The sequence below is a fragment of the Lysinibacillus sp. BPa_S21 genome, from assembly GCF_023337795.1.
Classification (GTDB): Bacteria; Bacillota; Bacilli; order Bacillales_A; family Planococcaceae; genus Lysinibacillus.
This window is the reverse complement of record NZ_JALIRS010000006.1, coordinates 267,226-286,788: the sequence shown is the minus strand read 5'-3', so window position 1 is coordinate 286,788 and position 19,563 is coordinate 267,226. Positions and strand designations below refer to the sequence as shown.

The 19,563-nt window shown below is 36.0% G+C and carries 19 protein-coding genes and 1 riboswitch; of the genes, 7 read left to right on the top strand and 12 right to left on the bottom strand.

The features are described 5' to 3' along the window. Nucleotides 1-606: 606 nt before the first annotated feature. Both MOK21_RS14550 and MOK21_RS14545 read right to left on the bottom strand, forming a co-directional pair. A complete protein-coding gene (locus tag MOK21_RS14550; RefSeq protein WP_249074704.1) occupies nt 607-2,931 on the bottom strand; it encodes an ABC transporter permease in 2,325 nt (774 codons plus the stop codon). 2 nt (nt 2,932-2,933) lie between these two features. Continuing rightward, complete coding sequence (locus tag MOK21_RS14545; protein WP_249074703.1) at nt 2,934-3,638, bottom strand: ABC transporter ATP-binding protein; 705 nt, start codon at nt 3,636-3,638, stop codon at nt 2,934-2,936. Nucleotides 3,639-4,931: 1,293 nt separating this feature from the next. On the opposite strand from MOK21_RS14545, the gene MOK21_RS14540 reads away from it, so the two are divergent. Further along, nucleotides 4,932-5,123 carry an RNA polymerase subunit sigma gene (locus tag MOK21_RS14540; RefSeq protein ID WP_249074702.1) on the top strand — a complete coding sequence of 64 codons (192 nt, stop codon included), beginning with the start codon at nt 4,932-4,934 and terminating at the stop codon, nt 5,121-5,123. A 226-nt stretch (nt 5,124-5,349) separates the two neighbouring features. On the opposite strand, the gene MOK21_RS14535 is transcribed toward MOK21_RS14540, so the two are convergent. Then, nucleotides 5,350-5,937 (bottom strand): SCO family protein, encoded by a 588-nt coding sequence (locus MOK21_RS14535; RefSeq protein WP_249074701.1) that lies wholly within the window; start codon nt 5,935-5,937, stop codon nt 5,350-5,352. Nucleotides 5,938-6,524: 587 nt separating this feature from the next. Here MOK21_RS14535 and MOK21_RS14530 point away from each other — a divergent pair. The 5 genes from MOK21_RS14530 (at nt 6,525) to MOK21_RS14510 (ending at nt 11,074) form a co-directional block, all read left to right on the top strand. After that, nucleotides 6,525-6,860 carry a DUF485 domain-containing protein gene (locus MOK21_RS14530; RefSeq protein ID WP_249074700.1) on the top strand — a complete coding sequence of 112 codons (336 nt, stop codon included), beginning with the start codon at nt 6,525-6,527 and terminating at the stop codon, nt 6,858-6,860. Next, nucleotides 6,861-8,414, top strand: a complete 1,554-nt coding sequence (locus MOK21_RS14525) for a solute symporter family protein (protein ID WP_249074699.1) — start codon at nt 6,861-6,863, stop codon at nt 8,412-8,414. It begins immediately after the preceding gene. 487 nt (nt 8,415-8,901) lie between these two features. Then, complete coding sequence (locus MOK21_RS14520) at nt 8,902-9,240, top strand: DUF485 domain-containing protein (RefSeq protein ID WP_249074698.1); 339 nt, start codon at nt 8,902-8,904, stop codon at nt 9,238-9,240. 8 nt (nt 9,241-9,248) lie between these two features. Next, nucleotides 9,249-10,793: a solute symporter family protein gene (locus tag MOK21_RS14515; RefSeq protein ID WP_249074732.1), complete on the top strand. Its 1,545-nt coding sequence runs from the start codon at nt 9,249-9,251 to the stop codon at nt 10,791-10,793. 98 nt (nt 10,794-10,891) lie between these two features. Continuing rightward, the gene (locus MOK21_RS14510) at nt 10,892-11,074 is read left to right on the top strand and encodes a hypothetical protein (RefSeq protein ID WP_249074697.1); all 183 of its coding nucleotides are present in this window, start codon (nt 10,892-10,894) and stop codon (nt 11,072-11,074) included. Here MOK21_RS14510 and MOK21_RS14505 read toward each other — a convergent pair. From MOK21_RS14505 to MOK21_RS14490, 4 genes are all read right to left on the bottom strand, one after another. Beyond that, a complete protein-coding gene (locus MOK21_RS14505) occupies nt 11,071-11,493 on the bottom strand; it encodes a DUF5360 family protein (RefSeq protein WP_249074696.1) in 423 nt (140 codons plus the stop codon). The two genes, MOK21_RS14510 and MOK21_RS14505, sit on opposite strands and share 4 nt — an antisense overlap. A 13-nt stretch (nt 11,494-11,506) precedes the next feature. Beyond that, entirely contained in the window at nt 11,507-12,079 is a 573-nt protein-coding gene (locus tag MOK21_RS14500) for a TetR/AcrR family transcriptional regulator (protein ID WP_249074695.1), read from the bottom strand. Between the two features lie 193 nt (nt 12,080-12,272). After that, entirely contained in the window at nt 12,273-12,935 is a 663-nt protein-coding gene (locus tag MOK21_RS14495) for an MBL fold metallo-hydrolase (RefSeq protein ID WP_249074694.1), read from the bottom strand. A gap of 215 nt (nt 12,936-13,150) precedes the next feature. Beyond that, nucleotides 13,151-14,074, bottom strand: coding sequence for a DMT family transporter (locus MOK21_RS14490; RefSeq protein ID WP_249074693.1), 924 nt, complete (start codon nt 14,072-14,074; stop codon nt 13,151-13,153). A gap of 113 nt (nt 14,075-14,187) precedes the next feature. Between MOK21_RS14490 and MOK21_RS14485 the strand changes: the two genes are divergently transcribed. Then, nucleotides 14,188-15,606: an aminotransferase-like domain-containing protein gene (locus MOK21_RS14485; RefSeq protein ID WP_249074692.1), complete on the top strand. Its 1,419-nt coding sequence runs from the start codon at nt 14,188-14,190 to the stop codon at nt 15,604-15,606. A gap of 136 nt (nt 15,607-15,742) precedes the next feature. Here MOK21_RS14485 and MOK21_RS14480 read toward each other — a convergent pair whose 3' ends face one another. From MOK21_RS14480 to MOK21_RS14460, 5 genes are read right to left on the bottom strand one after another with little or no spacing between them, the layout of a single operon-like run. Then, nucleotides 15,743-16,492 carry a TatD family hydrolase gene (locus MOK21_RS14480; RefSeq protein ID WP_249074691.1) on the bottom strand — a complete coding sequence of 250 codons (750 nt, stop codon included), beginning with the start codon at nt 16,490-16,492 and terminating at the stop codon, nt 15,743-15,745. After that, nucleotides 16,482-17,231: an ABC transporter ATP-binding protein gene (locus MOK21_RS14475; protein WP_249074690.1), complete on the bottom strand. Its 750-nt coding sequence runs from the start codon at nt 17,229-17,231 to the stop codon at nt 16,482-16,484. Before MOK21_RS14475 ends, MOK21_RS14480 begins: the two co-directional genes overlap by 11 nt. Further along, nucleotides 17,209-17,979 carry an ABC transporter permease gene (locus MOK21_RS14470; RefSeq protein ID WP_249074731.1) on the bottom strand — a complete coding sequence of 257 codons (771 nt, stop codon included), beginning with the start codon at nt 17,977-17,979 and terminating at the stop codon, nt 17,209-17,211. Before MOK21_RS14470 ends, MOK21_RS14475 begins: the two co-directional genes overlap by 23 nt. Further along, entirely contained in the window at nt 17,979-18,269 is a 291-nt protein-coding gene (locus MOK21_RS14465) for a thiamine-binding protein (RefSeq protein WP_249074689.1), read from the bottom strand. Before MOK21_RS14465 ends, MOK21_RS14470 begins: the two co-directional genes overlap by 1 nt. Nucleotide 18,270: 1 nt before the next feature. Beyond that, entirely contained in the window at nt 18,271-19,266 is a 996-nt protein-coding gene (locus tag MOK21_RS14460) for an ABC transporter substrate-binding protein (RefSeq protein ID WP_249074688.1), read from the bottom strand. Between the two features lie 177 nt (nt 19,267-19,443). Next, nucleotides 19,444-19,553: riboswitch (TPP riboswitch) on the bottom strand. Between the last annotated feature and the right edge of the window lie 10 nt (nt 19,554-19,563).

Here is a 19,563-nt window from a genome sequence, read left to right as displayed (position 1 = left end):
TGATTCTGGTGATGAGATCACTCGTCTGTAATCCCATTCGGTATCTTCCGTCAACGTAAAGTCTTTCAAGTCTTCCCCTGAGAAAAAATACACCAATTGATGCTTGATCATCTTTGTCTACCCATTTTGCGTTCCATACATGCCATTGCTATGTGCGCCGCTTCTCGAGTTACCTCCCTATGGCCTGTTTCCGCCATTACGTTTTTACAATGATTATCAGAAGTCTTCTTGTTTTGGTTGTAATATGGTATTCCCTCTTCCCTATTTCTTTTACTCCTTAGTTAATGATATGTTCATGCATATAACGTAGCCATTACATGTTAGAAAACGCTGTCTAACCATGATTTTTAGCGGTTTCTTGGCATGTCATCTTTTTGATTTGTATCCTTTCCCTTTCTGCATGTTAGTCAAAATAAAAAATCAGCCCTACAATCGAGCTGATTCGCTACAATATAATTTCCAATACAAGTAGAATAATCCCTTTTAACATCCTACGGTTTAAAATATGACGTAGGTTGCGATTTAGGAACGGAAAGTCTATTTATCCAATGGCCCCTGTACCGCCAACTGATAGTCAATGTTTTAAATTCCATTGATATAAAAGCTTTATTCTACACTTTTTAACGATTCAATCATATTTATTTTCGTAACTTTTCTTCTAAGAAGTAAATTAGAGACAATCGTCAGTAAAAAGGAAAGAAATACAGCAACCAAAATGATTAAACTATTCAATTTATCAGGGATTTGCTGATGAGTACTTGATAGAGCCTTTACAATCAATTTATAAACATAGCCACTGATTGGTAAGGCTACGATGACCGCAAATGAAGTAAGTAGGATGTTTTCCAAAAAGATTAGTCTGTTTATTTTATTTTTTTGATAGCCTAATACCTTAAGCGTTGCAAGCTCCCGATTCCTTTCATAAATGTTTATGGAAGATATCGTATAAATGGCGCCAAAGGAGAGTATGATGGCACTTATGATGAACATGACAAATACAAAACTGTTTTGTTTGACAATATATTGAGCTGATTTTTTTAGATCATTCTTATCAGCAATTGTCTCTACAGTTCGATCTTGCTCAAAAAAATGACGAACGTCCATTAGATCTGCGGAGCTATTTGCTTGAACTAAAATTGAGGTTGGATTGTAATCTATGTTAAATCTCTTTAAGTATCCTGGTGTACTATAAAACGATGGATTCGAATATTGTGTAGATATATTTAAAACCTCCATATCTACAGTAGTATTTTTAAGCTCTGGCGCTGTGAACTTTACTTTGATGGTATCCCCTTTTGAAATATGGTATTTATTTGCGTAAGACTTGGGTACAAGTAAACCATTATTTTCTAAAGATAGCCCATTTTCCTTTTCATCAAAGAAATGAATGAGATTGTTTTCTTCCTCAGTAACAACTAAAGTTGCGCTTTCTTTTTCATTATCTTTTATGATTTCAATAGGAAAAGAGGATAAAAAGTAGCTCTCTTTTATTCCGGATGGTTGTTTTACCGTATGAAGAGAAGTACCGATCGTATAATCTACTTTTAAATCATAGGTATAAACTTCTTCAATTTGATCAGCTACTTTTAGTAAGGAGGCTTGAGTACCAAAAGCGGTGATCAGTAAAACGGTGCTAACAACAACCCCCATCGAACTCGCTATAGCCTTTCGCTTATTTAAAAATATATTTCTCAATATGAGTTTATAACTGTAAGAAATAGAACCCCAAAGACTTGGAACTCTTTCTATTAATAGCTTTTTCATCTTCTTTGGCGGTTTAGGACGCATAGCCTGAGCTGCGCGTTCTTTTAGTACAGACCTACTACTGAAGTAACATGCTAGAACGCCAAAAGCACTTGAGAAAATAATAGGTGGAACAATTGAAAATAGAGACAGTGAGAATTTAATGTCAGGCAGAGAGTAGGCCCTTGCGCACGATGTTGTTACTAAAGGGATAAAAACAAAAGCGGCCAGAGCACAACCCATGATTGAGCCTAGTATACTTGCCAGCACGGGGTATCCCATATAGTGAAGCATAATGTTGCTATTTTTCACACCTAAAGCTTTCATAATACCAACCTGATTCCTTTGAGAATCGATAGTTCTCGACATGGCCAAAAACAGGATAATTGCCTCAATCAAAAAGAGTACTAAAGGAATAATCTTGCTCATTAAGTTATTATTATCTATCGTTTGATTGATTTTAGAATAATTTAAAGTCCGTTCCTTCTTTACTTGATCTAAATAACTTAGCCCTTCAGATTGTGCTTTAATGGATTTACCTAATTTGTCAATATCGTACCCTTCTTTAGCATCAACGATCAATTCATTAAAGTATAAGCCATTTAAGATTTCAGGTAATGTTTCCTCAGCAATATATGCAACCCCGTACGTTTTATGGTCTTGAATTTCGTTCTTTTTTGCATGTTCTACATTCTCACCCAAGCCACTAATTGTAAAGTTAACATTACTGTCATTTGCATTTACTGTGATTTGATCACCAACACGATATTGATGCTCTTTCGCATAACGAGAATCTAATAAAATCTCACCCTTGTTTAAGGGTAGATTCCCTTCAATGATAGTAGGCGTATTTATTTCATTGTTTTCAGGGATCGAATGAATTTTTAATACCGTTTTGTCATCTTCAAAGGTTTGCGTAGCATCAAATGTATAACGTCCTTCAATTTTATCGATGCCTTCAATTTTACGTAAACGCGTCACATCATTTTTAAAAAGTTGACTGTAATACACATTTAAATCACTCAAATGATGTTCTTGAAAGTAATTCTTTGTATAAGCACTAAGAGTATTACTATAGGTTACTAATCCTGCATAAAAAAAAGCACCTACTGCAATCACAATCGTTATGGCTATAAACTGCCCCATAGATTGTTTAATGTCCCTCAATAACTTTAAAAACAATTTCATACTTACCACTCAATCCCTTCAACACTTTGTTTTTCATTATTGATCGTAACGCTTTCGATCTCTCCGCTTTTAACTTTAATAATTTTGTCTGCCATAGGCGCAATCGCAGAATTATGTGTCACTAAAATAACGCATTTCTTCGTGTCTCTGTTTAAATCTTGTAGCAGCTTTAATACGGACTTCCCAGTTACATAATCCAGAGCTCCGGTTGGTTCATCACAGAGTAAAAGTAAAGGGTTTTTTGCAACAGCTCTAGCAATAGCAACTCTTTGTTGTTCTCCACCAGAAAGCTGAGAAGGGAAATTTTTCACACGATCCGCTAATCCGACTTTATGTAAAATCTCTTTAGCGTCTAGAGGGTGTTTACAAACTTCTGTAGCAAATTCAACATTCTCAAGAGCGTTTAAATTAGGAATTAAGTTATAGAATTGAAAAACAAAACCAATTTTCTTCGCACGATATTCCGTTAGATTTTTTTCGTTCAATCTTGTTATTTCTTGATTGCCAACAAACACTTGACCTGAGCTAGCTGTATCCATACCACCAAGAATATTCAAAATCGTGCTTTTACCCGCTCCACTTGCCCCTAATATAACGACGAATTCCCCCTCATATATGGAAAAATCAACACCATTAAGGGCTTTGATTAGAACTTCCCCTGTTTTGTATTCTTTCGTTACGTTTTTAAATTCAATTAGCTTTTTCATTTATTTCATCCCCTCAAAAAATTTTTTATCAACGTAAAGTAACTCTAAAATAAACAACTTTTGTCGTATATTTTAGAGTTGCGGACTTCGCTACATTATCAAAACCGTTAATCACTTCAAGAGATGATTTAAAAATCTTCTAATAATATATAAGTAGATAAAATTAAAATTATACATGTTTGGTAAAAAATACACTTTAAATTCCAGCCATTTTCAACTATTAGTAGACATAATAAAATAATTGTTGAAACTATTCTCGAATTGTTTATAAGAACGAAGATAAATGGCTCTCGTCAGAAAAATACGGATTTAAACGTTAAGTAAAGAAATGTGCCAAAACAACGCTTTAGGACGCTTTAATCCCATTGAGAAAACAACCCGAAAATCGGTATAATAGGTATATGAAAGAATAAATTCGAAAAAGTTGGTGTCACGAATGCTGAAAAAAACACTTTTTACAATATCATTTGCACTTATTTTAATGATTCCTATTTTTATCATAAATAAAATTTTACCCAATAATGATATACGATTTATTTTAATTGGCATTAGTTGCACGATTGTTATCGGGTTTTCTCAATACTTAAGTGATAAATGGTTCGCTACTAAAGAATAAATTAGTTTCAAAAGCCACAAATGCTGTTAAATTAGTGTTTTGTGGCTTTTTGTATGAACATAGTTACGACAAGTGTGCTATGTGAATAAAAACAAGTATAAAAAGACAATTTATCAACGCTGTAAATCTGCATTTTTCAACCGCTCTCAACTTCAACTAATGGTATGCTTTAGTTAAATATTCGATTTACGAAATATCAAACAAAAAAACAAAGTAGAACTTACGCATTTTGTAGATTAACTCTGTTTTTATGTTTTAAACAGCAACAAATTTTTAGAAAACAACCAAATAAAAAAGGAAGCACGTAGGCTCCCCAAAAATTTCACTCAATTTAAATTTAAATTTATCCATTTTGTGTTGTCTCTCTTTTGACAAACAGCTATGAAGAACGTTGAAGCGTGCGTTCTTTTAAAGCGCTGGTTAACCTCTACTATGAATTTTTCATTGTCTAAAAGAATATCAGCAGCATGCTTTCCGAAAGAACGTATGACGTCGCTGTGTTTTTTTATGTATAAGAAACTTTAATTTGTACAAATTAATATTGAGTGTATCGCACGCACTTATATGGTTATGGCGCTAGTTGACCGTCACGGCCACCCCATTTGTTAACTAGGGTCAATCCATCCCCATGACCCTAGTTATTTAAATTACTAATTCTACATATAGAGGTGCTTTAATTGACTATATTCGGAAAATGCTTATATATCACATTCTTTGTCACAATGTTCTTATTTACAACAGTTTGGGATTTTATCAAAAATGGTGATTTGGCTTTACTTGAAAATTTTTTCTTTTCCTTTTGGGTAGCAAGTTTTTTATTCATGGCATTGCTACTTAGAAGTAAAAAAGATGAAGCTGAGAAAAGCTAAATACAAGCGGATTTTAACTGAATATTTTCCACAGTTTACTCCTATTGACATTTAAAGGTCAGTGTAAAAAACTTTAAAACGCATTAAAAATAATCAAGAAACATTTCCTAATCCTTTTTGATTTGCTAATCAGTATGAAACATCTTCAACCGGCTACATCTTTCTTAACTAAGTATCCATAAAAAAACAACTCAGCGGTTAATTCAACCTCTAAGTTGTTTTTTTATTATTTCGTTAACGCCTTCATATCTGCCACAATCGTCTCAACTGGTACATCTGTTGTAGCGACATAATCCTTCACAACAAACCCATCAGCATTTACTAGGTAATACCTTCCCGTATGTACAACTTGATCAGAATTCGGATCATTTTTTACATGTGATTTAAACGATTGCATGGCAAACTGTTCTATAAACTTTTGATCATAGCCAGTTAATAGTTGCCATTTGCTTGCATCCGGCACTGAATACGGTTTCAAATAATTCGTTAAAACTTCTGGTTTATCAACCTCAGGATCAACACTAAATGCGACAATTTGATAGTCTTCGACGCCTTTATCCTGAAGTGCCTTTTGTACTTCTGTCATGTTATACGTCATTGGCGGACAGATAGAATTACAATTAGTAAAGACGAACATCGCTAACCATGGCTTTCCTTTAAAATCATTGAGGCTAACCTTTTCATTTTTTTGATTGGTTACCGAGAAATCTTGAACTTCTATATTCGTTTCAGGTTCAAATTTATAACTTCCGCAAGCAGACAGTATGCTACTTAATGTTAGGATCAACACGAGCATGACACTTTTCTTTTTCATTTATTTACTCACTTCCCTTCAATTTACCATCGTTATTTATTGTATAAATTATAGTTACTCAATACAAGATATGAGCTTATCCTTTCAAGTTTTTATGACAATCCAATGTATATTGTACAATTTTGGTAATTAATGTCCTTAATTTTTAAGATCGTTCATACTTTTTTAGAATTTTTTCGAAGCTGTTTTTTATTATTTCGATTATTTCCCGTGCTATCACATGATTGTTATATAACAAATATTTTTTACTCTTTAGATTTATACGCGATATGAATGAACAATAATAAATCCTCAAAAATTCTCTTTCATGTTCAAATTTTCTCCAACATTCAAAATTATCATTCTCAAACTATTATAGGAATATTATTCTAAGAGACAATTCAATTCTCTCTCATACAGATTATTTCTAGCAAAACCTTATTATTTCTATGTTATTTCCTCAATTCGAAAGTGATTAAAAATTTTAAAAACTCAAAATTTAGTATTGCATTATAAGAATCTTCCCCATAAAATAAGTGAATATAACGACGAGAGAAAAAGAAATATGTCGTTTAAGACAGAAATATATAACTTTAGGGGGAATAATAATGGCAAACATTTCTGGGGACAAAAATATAGATTCAGTTGACTATCATGCAATTGAAGCTATGGAATCGTTCAACAAGTTCGTGAAAAAGAAAAACACCTTTCTTTTCTCGATCACAGCAGTTTTTTTAACACTTTATATTTTGTTACCAATCCTTGCTTTCCAACCTGTACTACAACAAAAATTCTTCGGAAATATTACGGGTGTTTGGGTTTATTCAGCAGGATTATTCATAATGACTATCGTTCTTTGTACAGTTTATGTGAAAAAAGCAGCATCATTCGATAAAGCTGCCGCAGCAATACTAGCTGAGTATCAGGCGAAAGGTGGAAATTAAATGAATTTAGTATCCGTTGGTTTCTTTTTAGCAATCGTTGGTTTAACACTTGTAGTAACCTATATCGCAGCGAAGCGTACGTCTTCTGCAGCTGATTTCTATACTGCTGGCGGTGGTCTAAAAGGTTGGCAAAATGGCTTTGCAATCGCCGGTGACTATTTATCTGCAGCGGCATTCCTCGGAGTTTCCGGTGCAATTGCGTTAACTGGTTTCGATGGCTTCTTCTTCTCTGTAGGCTATGTAGTAGCTAACTTAGTTCTTCTTTATGTCATTGCAGAACCAATGCGTAACTTAGGTCGATACACTTTAGCAGATATGCTTACTGCCCGTTTTAATGAAAAACGTATACGCGGTGTTGCTGCGTCAGGAACAATTATCATCGTCATTCTTTATATGATCGCACAATTAGTTGGTGCCGGTGCTCTTATTAAATTATTGTTTGGTATTGAGTATTGGATTGCGGTTTTAATAGTAGGTGTTATGATGACTACTTATGTATTATTCGGTGGTATGACAGCTACTTCTTGGGTGCAAATTATTAAAGCTAGCCTTCTTTTATTTGGGACAGGCGTATTAGCTACATTAGTACTCATAAAGTTTGATTTCTCTCTTATGAAAATGTTTGATACAATCGCCACGGATCATGGTGAGGAATTCCTTGTGCCAGGAATTAAATATACAAGTACTATTGATTCTGTTTCGATGATGATGGCGCTTGTTTTAGGTACATCTGGGTTACCTCATATTTTAATGCGCTTCTTTACAGTTAAAGATGCTAAAACTGCACGTTCTTCTATTTCATGGACGACATGGATTACAGCTATTTTCTTCTCATTAACTATTTTCTTAGGTTTTGGAGCATTAAATTTTGTAGGTATCGATAAAATTCTTGCTGAAAGTAAAGCTGGTAACACAGCTGCCCCACTACTTGCTAATTACTTGGGCGGTGATGTGTTAATGGCATTTATCGGTGCAGTAGCATTCGCAACCATTTTAGCTGTTGTTTCGGGCTTAGTTTTAACAGGAGCTTCAGCAATTTCGCATGATATTTATGGTGAAATTATTAAAGGTGGTCAATTAACGGAAAAGCAACAAGTTGTAGCAGCTCGCACAGGCTCGATTTCTATTGCCGTTGTATCCATTATCCTTGCGTTATTTGCGCAAAACTTGAATGTATCGTTCCTAGTATCCTTTGCATTTTGTATCGGTGCTTCGGCAAACTTACCGGTTATTCTTTACACAATTTACTGGAAAAAATTCAATTCAACAGGTGCTATTACAGCGATGGTCACTGGTTTATTATCATGTTTAGTATTAGGTGCAATGGGACCAAATGTATGGAGTCCTGTGGAAGGAGCGGCAATCTTTGTTGGTAATCCTATCGTGCCGTTAGCTGTACCAGCGGTCATTACGGTTCCCCTTGGCTTTATCGCTGGTTATTTAGGGACTGTTCTATCTTCTAGCAAAGTACCACAGGAAGAAGCGGATCGCATTTATAAGGAAATTCGTGTGAAAGCGAACACAGGTGTATCAGTTTCTGATATCTCGCATTAATTGGTTGCAACCATCCAAATTATTGAAAAAATATCTATCAATCATCCTATTCAACTTAATAAAAATATCAAGTTAAAAAACTCGGTTTTAAGTCGAGTTTTTTAATTTTTTTACTATAAATATTTACCAATTTATTTATCGAGCAATATTATTCTCCTTGAAAAAAACCTAATTTCCACTGAGTAAATAGTGTTTATTTTTTATAAAAAACCAATTTCATTTATAAATTTTATCCGTATTTTTCTCCTAAAAAGTCTAGCATTGGCCTAACTCCATATATTTTCAGAATTATCCAAAACTCTTTTATTTCTTGGCTTTGTCATGTATATTCTCTTTCAGGAATATTTTTCAGAAAATTATTTTTTCATAATTTTTCTGAAATGTATTGCAATTTTGTGAACTTCCTCATAAAATGAAGATGTGAATTCACTAAACTAGCAAAATTAAGTCTTTAAGCAGTAAAAATAAACACAAATGGGGAATGTTAATGGGGAACAATCAAGAGAATAAGAGCATCATGATTGACTATGACGCGATTGCAAATCAAGAATCGTTTAAAGCACTTGTGCGAAGAAAGAATTCATTTCTTTGGTCAATGACTGTAATCTTCTTAGCAGCATACATGTTGCTACCAATTCTTACTTCTTACACAAAAGTACTACACCAAAAGGCATTTGGGGAAATTACTTGGGTGTGGGTATATTCAGCAGGACTTTTCATCATGACTTGGTGCTTATGTCACTTATATGTAGCAAAAGCAAATAGCTTTGATAAAGAGGCTAAGGCAATTATCGCTGAATACGAGAATGGAGGTGGCCGCCGATGAGTAACGGGATGAGTTTAACAGCCATATTCTTCTTCGTAGCCATTGTTGGTTTAACATTAGTTATTACTTGGTGGGCATCTAAACGAACGTCTTCTGCAAGTGACTTCTATACTGCAGGCGGTGGGTTAACAGGCTGGCAAAATGGACTAGCCATCGCTGGTGACTACTTATCAGCAGCATCTTTCTTAGGAATCGCCGGAGCAGTTGCATTATTTGGATTTGACGGATTCTTCTTCTCTATCGGTTATTTAGTAGCTTACTTAGTGGTTCTATACATCGTTGCTGAGCCATTACGTAACCTTGGTAAATTTACATTAGCTGACATGATTACAGCGCGTTTCGATAGCGCTAAAGTTCGTGGAACAGCAGCTTTAAGCACTATTACAATTGTTTTATTCTACATGATTGCACAACTAGTTGGTGCAGGAGCACTTATTCAATTACTTTTAGGGATCGACTATTGGGTTGCCGTATTAATCGTAGGCTTTATGATGACGACATACGTGCTATTCGGTGGTATGACGGCAACATCTTGGGTACAAATTATTAAAGCTTGTCTTTTAATGTTAGGTACTGTGATTATTTCATTCTTAGTATTAAAAGAGTTCGGCTTTAGTATTGCTACGATGTTCAAAGAAATGGAAACTGCCACTGATAGCGGTGCAGCTTATTTGAACCCAGGTCTTAAATATCAAAATGGCGTTGATACTATTTCAATGTTAATCGCTTTAGTATTAGGTACAGCGGGACTTCCACATATCCTAATGCGCTTCTTTACAGTAAAAGATGCGAAAACTGCACGTTCTTCAGTTATTTGGGCTACTTGGATTGTAGGTATTTTCTACATTCTTACAATCTTCTTAGGCTTCGGTGCAGCGAAATTTGTTGGTAAAGAAGCGATTATTTCTGCAAATGCTGCTGGTAACATGGCTGCTCCACTTCTTGCTGAAGCACTTGGTGGGGACATTCTATTCTCATTCGTATGTGCGGTAGCTTTCGCAACAATTTTAGCGGTAGTAGCAGGTCTTGTACTTTCTGGTGCATCTGCCCTATCACATGATATTTACGGTCAAATCATTAAAAAAGGAAAAATTACAGAGAAAGAGCAAGTACTTGCCGCTCGTATTGGTTCGATCACAATCGCTGTTATTTCAATCCTTTTAGCACTTGGTGCACAAACATTAAACGTAGCGTTCTTAGTATCACTCGCATTCTGTATTGCAGGTTCAGCTAACCTACCAGTAATCATCTATACAATCTACTGGAAACGCTTTAATACAGCTGGTGCTATTACAGCAATGTTAACAGGTTTAATCTCTGCTTTAATTCTTGTAGCAGTTTCACCAAACCTTTGGAATCCAGTAGAAGGAAAAGCTATTTTCGTTGGGAATCCGTTAATTTCGTTAACGAACCCAGCAATCATTTCTGTACCACTTGGCTTCCTTGGAGGATTCATCGGAACATTACTTTCTAAAGAAACAAATGATAAGAAATATCGTGAAGTGGATGTTAAAGCAAACACAGGTATTTCTGTACAGGACGTATCTCACTAATCATATGACAACTGCCTCGTAAGTTAACACTTACGAGGTTTTACTTTTTCTTCCGTATTCGGTACTATATTTACAAATGACACTTGGAGGTAGGTAACATGTCACACTCTAACGCAAAGAAGAAACGCATGCATGTTAAACGCACTAAAGGAAAGGACGTCGAAAAAAATCGTCAAACGTCCCCTTTCAGTACACATGAACGTGTAACAAAAACAAAAAAAGAAAGCATTGAACATAATTTTACAAAGTACAAAAAACACAACCACATGGAGGATCATTAGTGGTTGTGTTTTGCTTGTATGGAGACATTTTGAACTTTAAAAGTGATTAGTTTTGGTATGAAGTATAACGGATACAGTAAAAGAAAAAGATTAGGTATCCACCACGTAAGATCGAAATCAAGCTTTATTGTCCAAAAAGCAATCGCCTGTAATCCAGAACAAAATGTTAGTGTCAGTGATACTAAGGCAAACGCTCTCCACTTTTCATTTTTTATTTTAAATAAATAGAGACTAATAAAACCAGTAACTGAAATTAAAATATCTAACGGGAAAAACGACCAATTCCAGATAACTAATAATTCATTTTGATAATCCTGATATAAATAGTCTTCTGGAATCAACTGAAAAAACGTGACAAGCCAATAAAGTATAAAAAAGAAATCTGTACCTAAAAATAGTAGTCTTAAACTTTTACTCATCTACAGCCCCCATTTAGTTTTCTTCATTAACATTACCCTTAAGAATACCAAGCATCAGGATGTCTACCATTTCCTGCATTGTATCCTGAAGTGACATCATATCTCTGTTTTGGGATGCACGTTCCATCAATCGATAAAGCCCACCAATATAGACTTCTATAAATATCTCTTTATGAAAGGTACGTATTTTATTTGTTACAATTCCTTCATCTATTAACGTAACGATGCCTGACCATTGTTCATGAATAAATTTATCAACGGTCTCCCATTGCTTTGGATAATATCGTTGAAGCTCTTCTAAATATTGGAGCTGAGCAAATGTAAAATCGGCTGGAATTAGTACAAGACATTTTTGTAGTTTTTCTACAAGATGTAATGTTGCATCATGCAGTATTTCATTTTCTTTCAACTTCAGTTCATGAATTGCTAGATCAATCATTTCATTTAGTAATTCTTCCTTTGAAGGATAATAACTATACAATGTTTTAGTACTCATACCTAGTTGCTTTGCTAAATCCCCCATCGTAAACCGAAATCCTTTTCGTTCAGCTTCACTTATTGATACCTTTAAAATTCTATCTTTCAAGATGATCACCTACCTATAGGAAAATGAAAAAATATTTTTATTTTCCTTGTTTTCCATTTAATAATAGTACTTAATGAAAATAATGTCAATGTAAATGAATGCTAAGTATTTCCACAAGCATACCCCCGTCCAATTTTGGATGGGGGTAAAATAAAATGTTATTCAATAATCGCGCCGATTTAGTTCTCGACTTTTAATTTGAAATTACTTTTTGTATCTGATCATTAATATTATCTTTCGTTAATCCACCGTGGTAACAAACTACAGATTCTATGTCGAGGTCTAGGTATTTCTTCAAAGAGAGTCGAGCCTCTTTTAAATCCAGTACTGTTGGGACATGAATTCCCCCAATTACTCCATCTACACTGTACAGCGAATCCCCAGCAACCAATGTTTTACTTTGTTTCAAATATAGACTAATATGGCCAGGGGTATGCCCCGGAGTATGAATGACTCGAATTCCGCCGCAATATGACAGTTCTTGGCCGTCAATCAAGGTATCATTCACTTTCCCCTTCGGCGGATTCTCTATGTGCCCATCTTTCAAAAGAGGTACATCTCCCTGGATATAAGGCTTATCTAGTTCGTGAGCATAAACTTTAATATTCCTTCCACACTCCTGTAAAATCTCAGGAAGACTACCTATATGATCTATATCCTGATGCGTCAAAATGATTACTTTTAGTTTGTCGAACGACACTCCTATCTTTTTCATTGCCACTCGTATATCTTCAATTTGTCCAGGGAACCCAGTGTCAATTAACACAGCCATTTCATGATCCCATAATAGAGTGGGATGAATAATATTTCCGTGAAATTCGAGCTGGAGCATTTCTACACCATTAGAAATTTCCATAACTTTACACTCCCTTATAATTAGTTTTCACTAAGTTGTGAATTAATTGAATATAACACAAACATCCTTTAGGTTTGTCTTGTTTCATAAAAGTTCCCAGCTGTTCTGTTCTATTTCCCGGATAAATTTATACACAATCGCGCCCGTTTACGAATATGTAATTACTAGTTGATTTTATTTAGCCCATTTAATTTACCGGAACAAAACCTAGCAGGTTAATTTTTAACATCCTGTAAAACAGCCCTCTTTCCCGAAAGTAGCTTCCGTAATGTTTCGAAGTTAACTAAAAGCGTTCCAACAATAATCGTCAAAGTTCCTATACCTGTTAGCCAAGAAATATATTCATGATAGAAAGTAGCACCTAGTATAACGGCAATTAATGGTGAGATATACAGCCATGTTGAAGGAAAAACAGGATTTGTCCGTGAGACAAGCCAATAATAAAGACTATGGCCAATCATTGAACCAAAAATAGTTAAATAAAGAATAGAGCCGATTGAAGCTGGGCTTAAAAAATAATCAAGCTGAATGTTCTCGGTAAAAAGTGACAAAATGATTAATAAAATCCCACCATGCATCATTTGCGCTGCATTTAAAGCTATCGGAGATGTCGCTTCAAATTTTTGGATGACATGCTTCGTATAAATCGTTCCAGATGCATAAAATGCTTCACCCAATATAATAGCGAAACACCCAATCATCCAGAAGGGACTAATCTCAATTGAAAAGCTAGGTAAGATCAAGAGCGTGACACCAATGACTCCCACGACACAACCAATGAATGAATTCCGATTTCCTTTTTGCTTCAAGATGAATGTCTGAATAACGATGATCATCATTGGACCTGTAGCAGATAAGACCGCTGCAATCCCTGATGTTACATACTGTTCCGCCCAGTATAACATGGCAAACGTCCCGAAGGTTAAACCTACTCCGGTAAAAAACATCTCTTTCCGAAATAATAACCTTATTGTCGTTTTCTTTCTCCACACCATAAAACTAAATAGCAGCAAACCAGCAATGAAAAAACGAAGTCCCGCTGATAAAAATGGAGGCACTCCTGCATCAACACCAACTTTAATCGCTAAAAATGTCGTTCCAAAAATCAAACACATGAAGAAATAATTAATCATAACCAAATAAAACTCCTCCTTTTTTTCTATCATAAAAGAAAGACAATAGAACAGATTGAAAAGGATAGAACAGATTAGATTAGATCGTGGTACAATCGTCTTGAATAGGAGGAATCGATGTGAGCAAAGCGATTCAAAATGGAAATTATCTTTTTAAGAAGGTTTATGATTATGTACTGCACAAAATAGAACGTAAAGAATGGAAAGAACATGAAAAGATTCCCTCCGTCCGGCAATTAGCATCTGAAATGAATGTTCATCGATTAACTGTATTAAAGGCCTATCAATTACTGAAACAGCATGACAAAGTTTATGTAAAAGATAAAGCAGGCTATTTTGTCCAATCAAATGAGACAAAAAATCCTGAATATCTATATCTGGACAATCCAATTGTTTCTGCATACGTACAAAAAAATCATTTATCTGAAATCCATCAAACACCGGTTTCTTATCATTTTTCTCAGGCATTAATTGATCCAAATCTTTTGCCTAATCATTATTTTTCAGATTACGTAAAGAAAGTCTTTGATCTTTATCCAAAAGTTCTTGCAACCTACTCAACTGTGCAAGGTGATTTAGAGCTACGTGAAACACTCACTCAATATTTTATCAATCAGTATAAAACTCATCTCAATGCAGATGATCTGTTAATCACTTCTGGCTCACAGCAAGCGATCCACTTAATCGCTCAAACTTTCATTAAGCCAAATGACGTCGTTTTATTTGAACGTCCAAGCTATAGTGCCGCGATTGATATTTTTAGAGCACAAGGAGCTCAGATTGTAACGGTTGATATCCATCCAGACGGGTACGATTTAAAGCAGGTTGAATTATATATGAAACAATATAAACCACTTCTTTTTTATCTCAACCCAACATTCCATAACCCGACTGGTTACACTGTTTCAGTTGATCAGCGCAAAAAATTAGTAGAATTAGCTGAACAATATCGATGTCTATTAATTGAAGACGACGCCTATCACGACATCTATTTTGAACATGCCCCGCCACCACCCATTTACACATATGATACTGCTGGGACAGTCATTTATATCCGAAGCTTTTGCAAATATATCTCACCTGGCTTGAGAATTGCAGCTGTTATTTGTCAATCATCATTAATGAAATCACTACTAACAGTAAAATCGTTAGCTGATAATGGTTCACCACTTCTCAATCAGAAAGTTTTTCTCCATTACTTTTCATCACTAAGATTGCAGCAGCACTTGGAGAAAATCCGGATTGCCCTACAGATTCGTAAGGAAATCCTGGAGAAAGAACTAGCAGTAACAGATTGGAAATGGACCAGTCCAAAAGGAGGTCTTAATTTATGGGTGCAACTCCCAGATAATATTCCAACAGAGTTATTATTAACCAAAAGTATCGAAAACTCTATATCCTTTGTACCAGGTCAAATTTGTGATCCATTGAAACAACTTTCATCCTGGATACGTCTAAGCTATTCTTATACAAATGAAAAACAACTACGTGAAGGGGTAAAAAAGTTTGTTACATTGGCACTATCACTCTCAAAGTGACGGGGGCCTTTCGTGATTCTAATATTTTTATCAGCGATGTTTGGCGTTTTATCAGCGATGTTCGAGATTTTATCAGCGATTCTGATACTTTAAACAAAAACACAGCTGTTCTTTTAAAGAACAGCTGCGTAATTCGCTATAAATGATAAAATGTGGTCGTATTTCTTGTAATGATGTGTGCCGCTTCCTGTGTTGTAAGCCCTTTTATCGATGCGATAACCTCTATCGAATGATCCATCATCCAAGGTGATGTTCGTTTATTGTCAAAAGTACCTTCGAACGGCCATGGTCCATCTGTTTCTACCATCATGAGCTCGATTGGGTATTGTTTAATAAGTTGTTGAATTTCAGTCTCATACGTACAATCAGGCGTGACAGAAATGAAATACCCATTAGAAATCATCCGTTCAACCACTTCCTCATCGCCTTTAAACCAATGAAAATGCGCTTTTGTTACATGATGTTTTTCTAGCAAATCACAAACAATCGCCGCGTCCTCATAAACAGCATGTAAGACAATCGGTTTATTCAATTCCTTTGCCAATACAATAAATCGTTCTAGCAATGCCACATACGGATGATCATCAATAGTCTGTTCCTGCCTCAAATAATAAGGCAGCCCTACCTCGCCAATTGCCACCATGTCATGTGCATGTTTGCGAATCCAATCAAATAAGGCCTCTTCCTCCGTTTCACTAGGTAAAGCTTGTTCCGGATGAAAGCCAAACGCTGCGTTTACTTTTGCGTAGGCTTTCGACAGCTTCAACGTCTTCTCACATGATGGAAGATTCATGCTAACGGCAATTACATGTTCAGCTTCCTCTAGTAAAGCAGGAACCTCATTTTCCTCATACTGATCTAAATGAATATGTGCATCAATCAACATTCGCCTCATCCTTTTCTTCTTTTAAATACGTGAATAACTGTTGTTTCAATGCCGTAAAGCTAGCAGAATGGCGAATTTCTTCTTGTCGTGGTCTTGCAAACGGTACGATAATTTCCTTTTTCACCGTCGCCGGCCGCTTCGTCAGTACAATGATACGATCCGCTAAAAAGAGAGCTTCCTCAATACTATGTGTAACGAACAATATAGATTTTCGATATTTTTCCCAAATTGATAAAAGCCAGGCCTGCATTTCAAGCCTTGTAAACTCATCCAGTGCAGAAAATGGCTCATCTAAGCACAAAATAGGTTTGTTACTAACGATGGCGCGAATAAACGATACCCGCTGTTGCATGCCACCCGACAGCTCATTAGGATACGCATGTTCAAACGCTGCGAGTCCCACTTTGTCTAACCATTCCTTCGCATCGTTGACATTTGGTTTTCCTTGAAGCTCATCCACTATCGTGATATTTTCTACTATCGTACGCCACGGTAATAGACATGGCTGCTGAGGCATATAGCCAATCGTTCCTTTTGTTTGCTGGATATCTGTACCGTTTAATAAAATAGCACCTGCATCAATAGAAGTAACACCACCAATTAATTGAAAGAGTGTACTTTTTCCACTACCTGACGGACCTATAATTGCAACAAATTCCCCGTCCTTCACCTCAAAAGATAAATTACAAATGACCGGAAGAGCATCAAAGGATTTGTCAATGTTTTGAATGCTCAGCATGAAATCCTCTCCCCTTCACAACAAATTTTTCTATTAATCGAATCGCACTAAATAATAGTAAACTTAAAAATACGATGGCAAAAATCGCTACAAATACACGGTCTGTTCTAAATGAAGATTGTGCCAATGTCATATAGACACCAATCCCCTTTTTCGCACCTAACCATTCCGCAATGACAGCCCCCATTACGCTATAAGTTGCCGCAATCTTTATGCCCGAAAAAATCGATGGGTACGCATAGGGCCATTCAAGCTTCCAAAAAGTTTGTGCCTTCGTTGCACCAATCATTTCAAAATAATGCTTCAGCTCAGGCGCAGTTTGACGAAAGCCATCCATGGCTGAAATAACAATAGGGAAAAAGCACACAAGACAAATAATAATAAGCTTTGGCAATAAACCAAAACCAAACCAAATGATCAATAGCGGTGCAAGGACGAGTACAGGGATATTCTGTGACATAATGAGAATAGGGTAAAATAACTCCAGAACGAACGTAAAACGATGTAATAATACGGCAACGGTTAGTCCACACAATATGCCAATGGCAAGGCCTAGAAGTGCTAATTGAACAGTCGCTAAAGCATGTGGCACAAACGTCTCATACGATTGAGAACCTTCTTTCAAAATGGCACTCGGTGTAGGCAAAAGCCAATGTGGAATATCAGCAAAACGGACAATTAGTTCCCAGATGAATAAGAGGAAGGCGATAAAAATTATCGTCCTTCCTTGTTTGAAAGCTTGCTTCATCACTTGTATTTCTCCGTTAGCGTATCCATTGTAATACCAGATGGCTGATATAAAATTTTCACTTGCGTAATAACATTGATTGCTCCGAGCTCAACCATCTTAGCATTCATTTTTTCAATAATTTGTAGCAAAGTCGTTAGCTCGCCCTCCATTGTCGTTTCTAACGGATGCACTTCATATTTCACCCCTGATGCGTCAATAACCGCAATCGCTGCATCGACAAAGGGGATCACATCTTCATATGTTTTAGTTTTCGGGATAATTTGTACACTTATTAATGAGTTTGCCATATTACTTTGTCTCCTTTTTCGGTAAAAAGTCGTTTGTAAATGCTTGTTTTGCGTTAAACTCGCCCTCTAAAACTTTGTTGTCGGCCATCCATTTCGCGTAGTTTTCCCAGACTGCTAGTTTTTGCTCACCCCATTGTGTAGCGTCGTCTTGATACTTATCTGCTAGCCATTCCTGACTTTTATGCACAAGATTCTTATCTAAATCAGGAACCGCTTCTAGTAAAATATCAGCTGCTTCATTAGGGTGCTTTATCGCATACTCATAGCCCTTTGCTACAGCAGCGACAAATGCTTTTACCGTCTCAGGATCATCCTTCATCATTTTTTCATTTGTAGCAAGTACAGGTGTGTAATAATCTAGCTGCTTGCTATAATCTGTTAAATAAAGCATGTTCAGCTTTTCGCCACGAAGTTCTGCTTCAATACCTGTCCATGCATAATAAATCCATGCAAAATCAATATCTTTTTTCATCATTGTGAAGAAATCTAAATCACCTGCATTGACGATATCTAACTTATTAATATCCGCATTTTCTGTTTGCATAAGTGACTGTAATACAGCCTTTTCAAGTGGTGCACCCCAGCCACCGTATGTTTTACCTTCAAAATCCTTTGGTGATGTAATACCTTTTGATGCGATAGATGCGAAGCCAGAAGTATTATGTTGAATAATCGCTGCAATCGATACTAACGGTACATCCTGCACACGCGCCTGAGTAATTCCTTCCTGATAGCTTACGCCAAACTGAGCCTTCCCAGACGCTACGAGCTGATCTGCACCCGCTTCACCAGGTAATACAATATCAACATCTAAGCCCTGTTCCTTAAAGTAACCCAGTTTTTCCGCGACATATAAACCTGTATGATTTGTGTTCGGTGTCCAATCAAGAACCACCGATACTTTTGTTAATCCATTAGCATCCTTTTTAGCCTCTTTTTCGCTACAACCCGCTAATGTGAAAAGTGCAGCCATTAGGACCAATAACCATTTTTTCATGCCGAATCCTCCAAGTAAGTAGTGTGAAAGTGTTCATGAATGAATGTCTGTACCAGAAGAAAGCGTATTCATAGTCTTTTTATACGAAAGGCCTGTGCATGCATCAAAAAGTCCGAAAAACATAAAAAACGCCTAGGATTCCTCCCAGACGTTATACAATCAGTATCAAAAACTTTCTTTTTTTGAATAGATGTTCCCTACGCTGGTACGAGCCAAATCAGGTTCAAAGGGTCAGCATCTATCGGACACAATCTCAGCTGGCAACACCAGCCCCCCTACATTCTTTCCATATGAACT

Coding starts and splice junctions, on each gene's coding strand:
- MOK21_RS14550 (WP_249074704.1), bottom strand. CDS start 2,931: ATGAAATTGTTTTTAAAGTTATTGAGGGACATTAAACAATCTATGGGG.
- MOK21_RS14545 (WP_249074703.1), bottom strand. CDS start 3,638: ATGAAAAAGCTAATTGAATTTAAAAACGTAACGAAAGAATACAAAACA.
- MOK21_RS14535 (WP_249074701.1), bottom strand. CDS start 5,937: ATGAAAAAGAAAAGTGTCATGCTCGTGTTGATCCTAACATTAAGTAGC.
- MOK21_RS14530 (WP_249074700.1), top strand. CDS start 6,525: ATGGCAAACATTTCTGGGGACAAAAATATAGATTCAGTTGACTATCAT.
- MOK21_RS14525 (WP_249074699.1), top strand. CDS start 6,861: ATGAATTTAGTATCCGTTGGTTTCTTTTTAGCAATCGTTGGTTTAACA.
- MOK21_RS14520 (WP_249074698.1), top strand. CDS start 8,902: ATGGGGAACAATCAAGAGAATAAGAGCATCATGATTGACTATGACGCG.
- MOK21_RS14515 (WP_249074732.1), top strand. CDS start 9,249: ATGAGTTTAACAGCCATATTCTTCTTCGTAGCCATTGTTGGTTTAACA.
- MOK21_RS14510 (WP_249074697.1), top strand. CDS start 10,892: ATGTCACACTCTAACGCAAAGAAGAAACGCATGCATGTTAAACGCACT.
- MOK21_RS14505 (WP_249074696.1), bottom strand. CDS start 11,493: ATGAGTAAAAGTTTAAGACTACTATTTTTAGGTACAGATTTCTTTTTT.
- MOK21_RS14495 (WP_249074694.1), bottom strand. CDS start 12,935: ATGGAAATTTCTAATGGTGTAGAAATGCTCCAGCTCGAATTTCACGGA.
- MOK21_RS14480 (WP_249074691.1), bottom strand. CDS start 16,492: ATGTTGATTGATGCACATATTCATTTAGATCAGTATGAGGAAAATGAG.
- MOK21_RS14475 (WP_249074690.1), bottom strand. CDS start 17,231: ATGCTGAGCATTCAAAACATTGACAAATCCTTTGATGCTCTTCCGGTC.
- MOK21_RS14470 (WP_249074731.1), bottom strand. CDS start 17,979: ATGAAGCAAGCTTTCAAACAAGGAAGGACGATAATTTTTATCGCCTTC.
- MOK21_RS14465 (WP_249074689.1), bottom strand. CDS start 18,269: ATGGCAAACTCATTAATAAGTGTACAAATTATCCCGAAAACTAAAACA.
- MOK21_RS14460 (WP_249074688.1), bottom strand. CDS start 19,266: ATGAAAAAATGGTTATTGGTCCTAATGGCTGCACTTTTCACATTAGCG.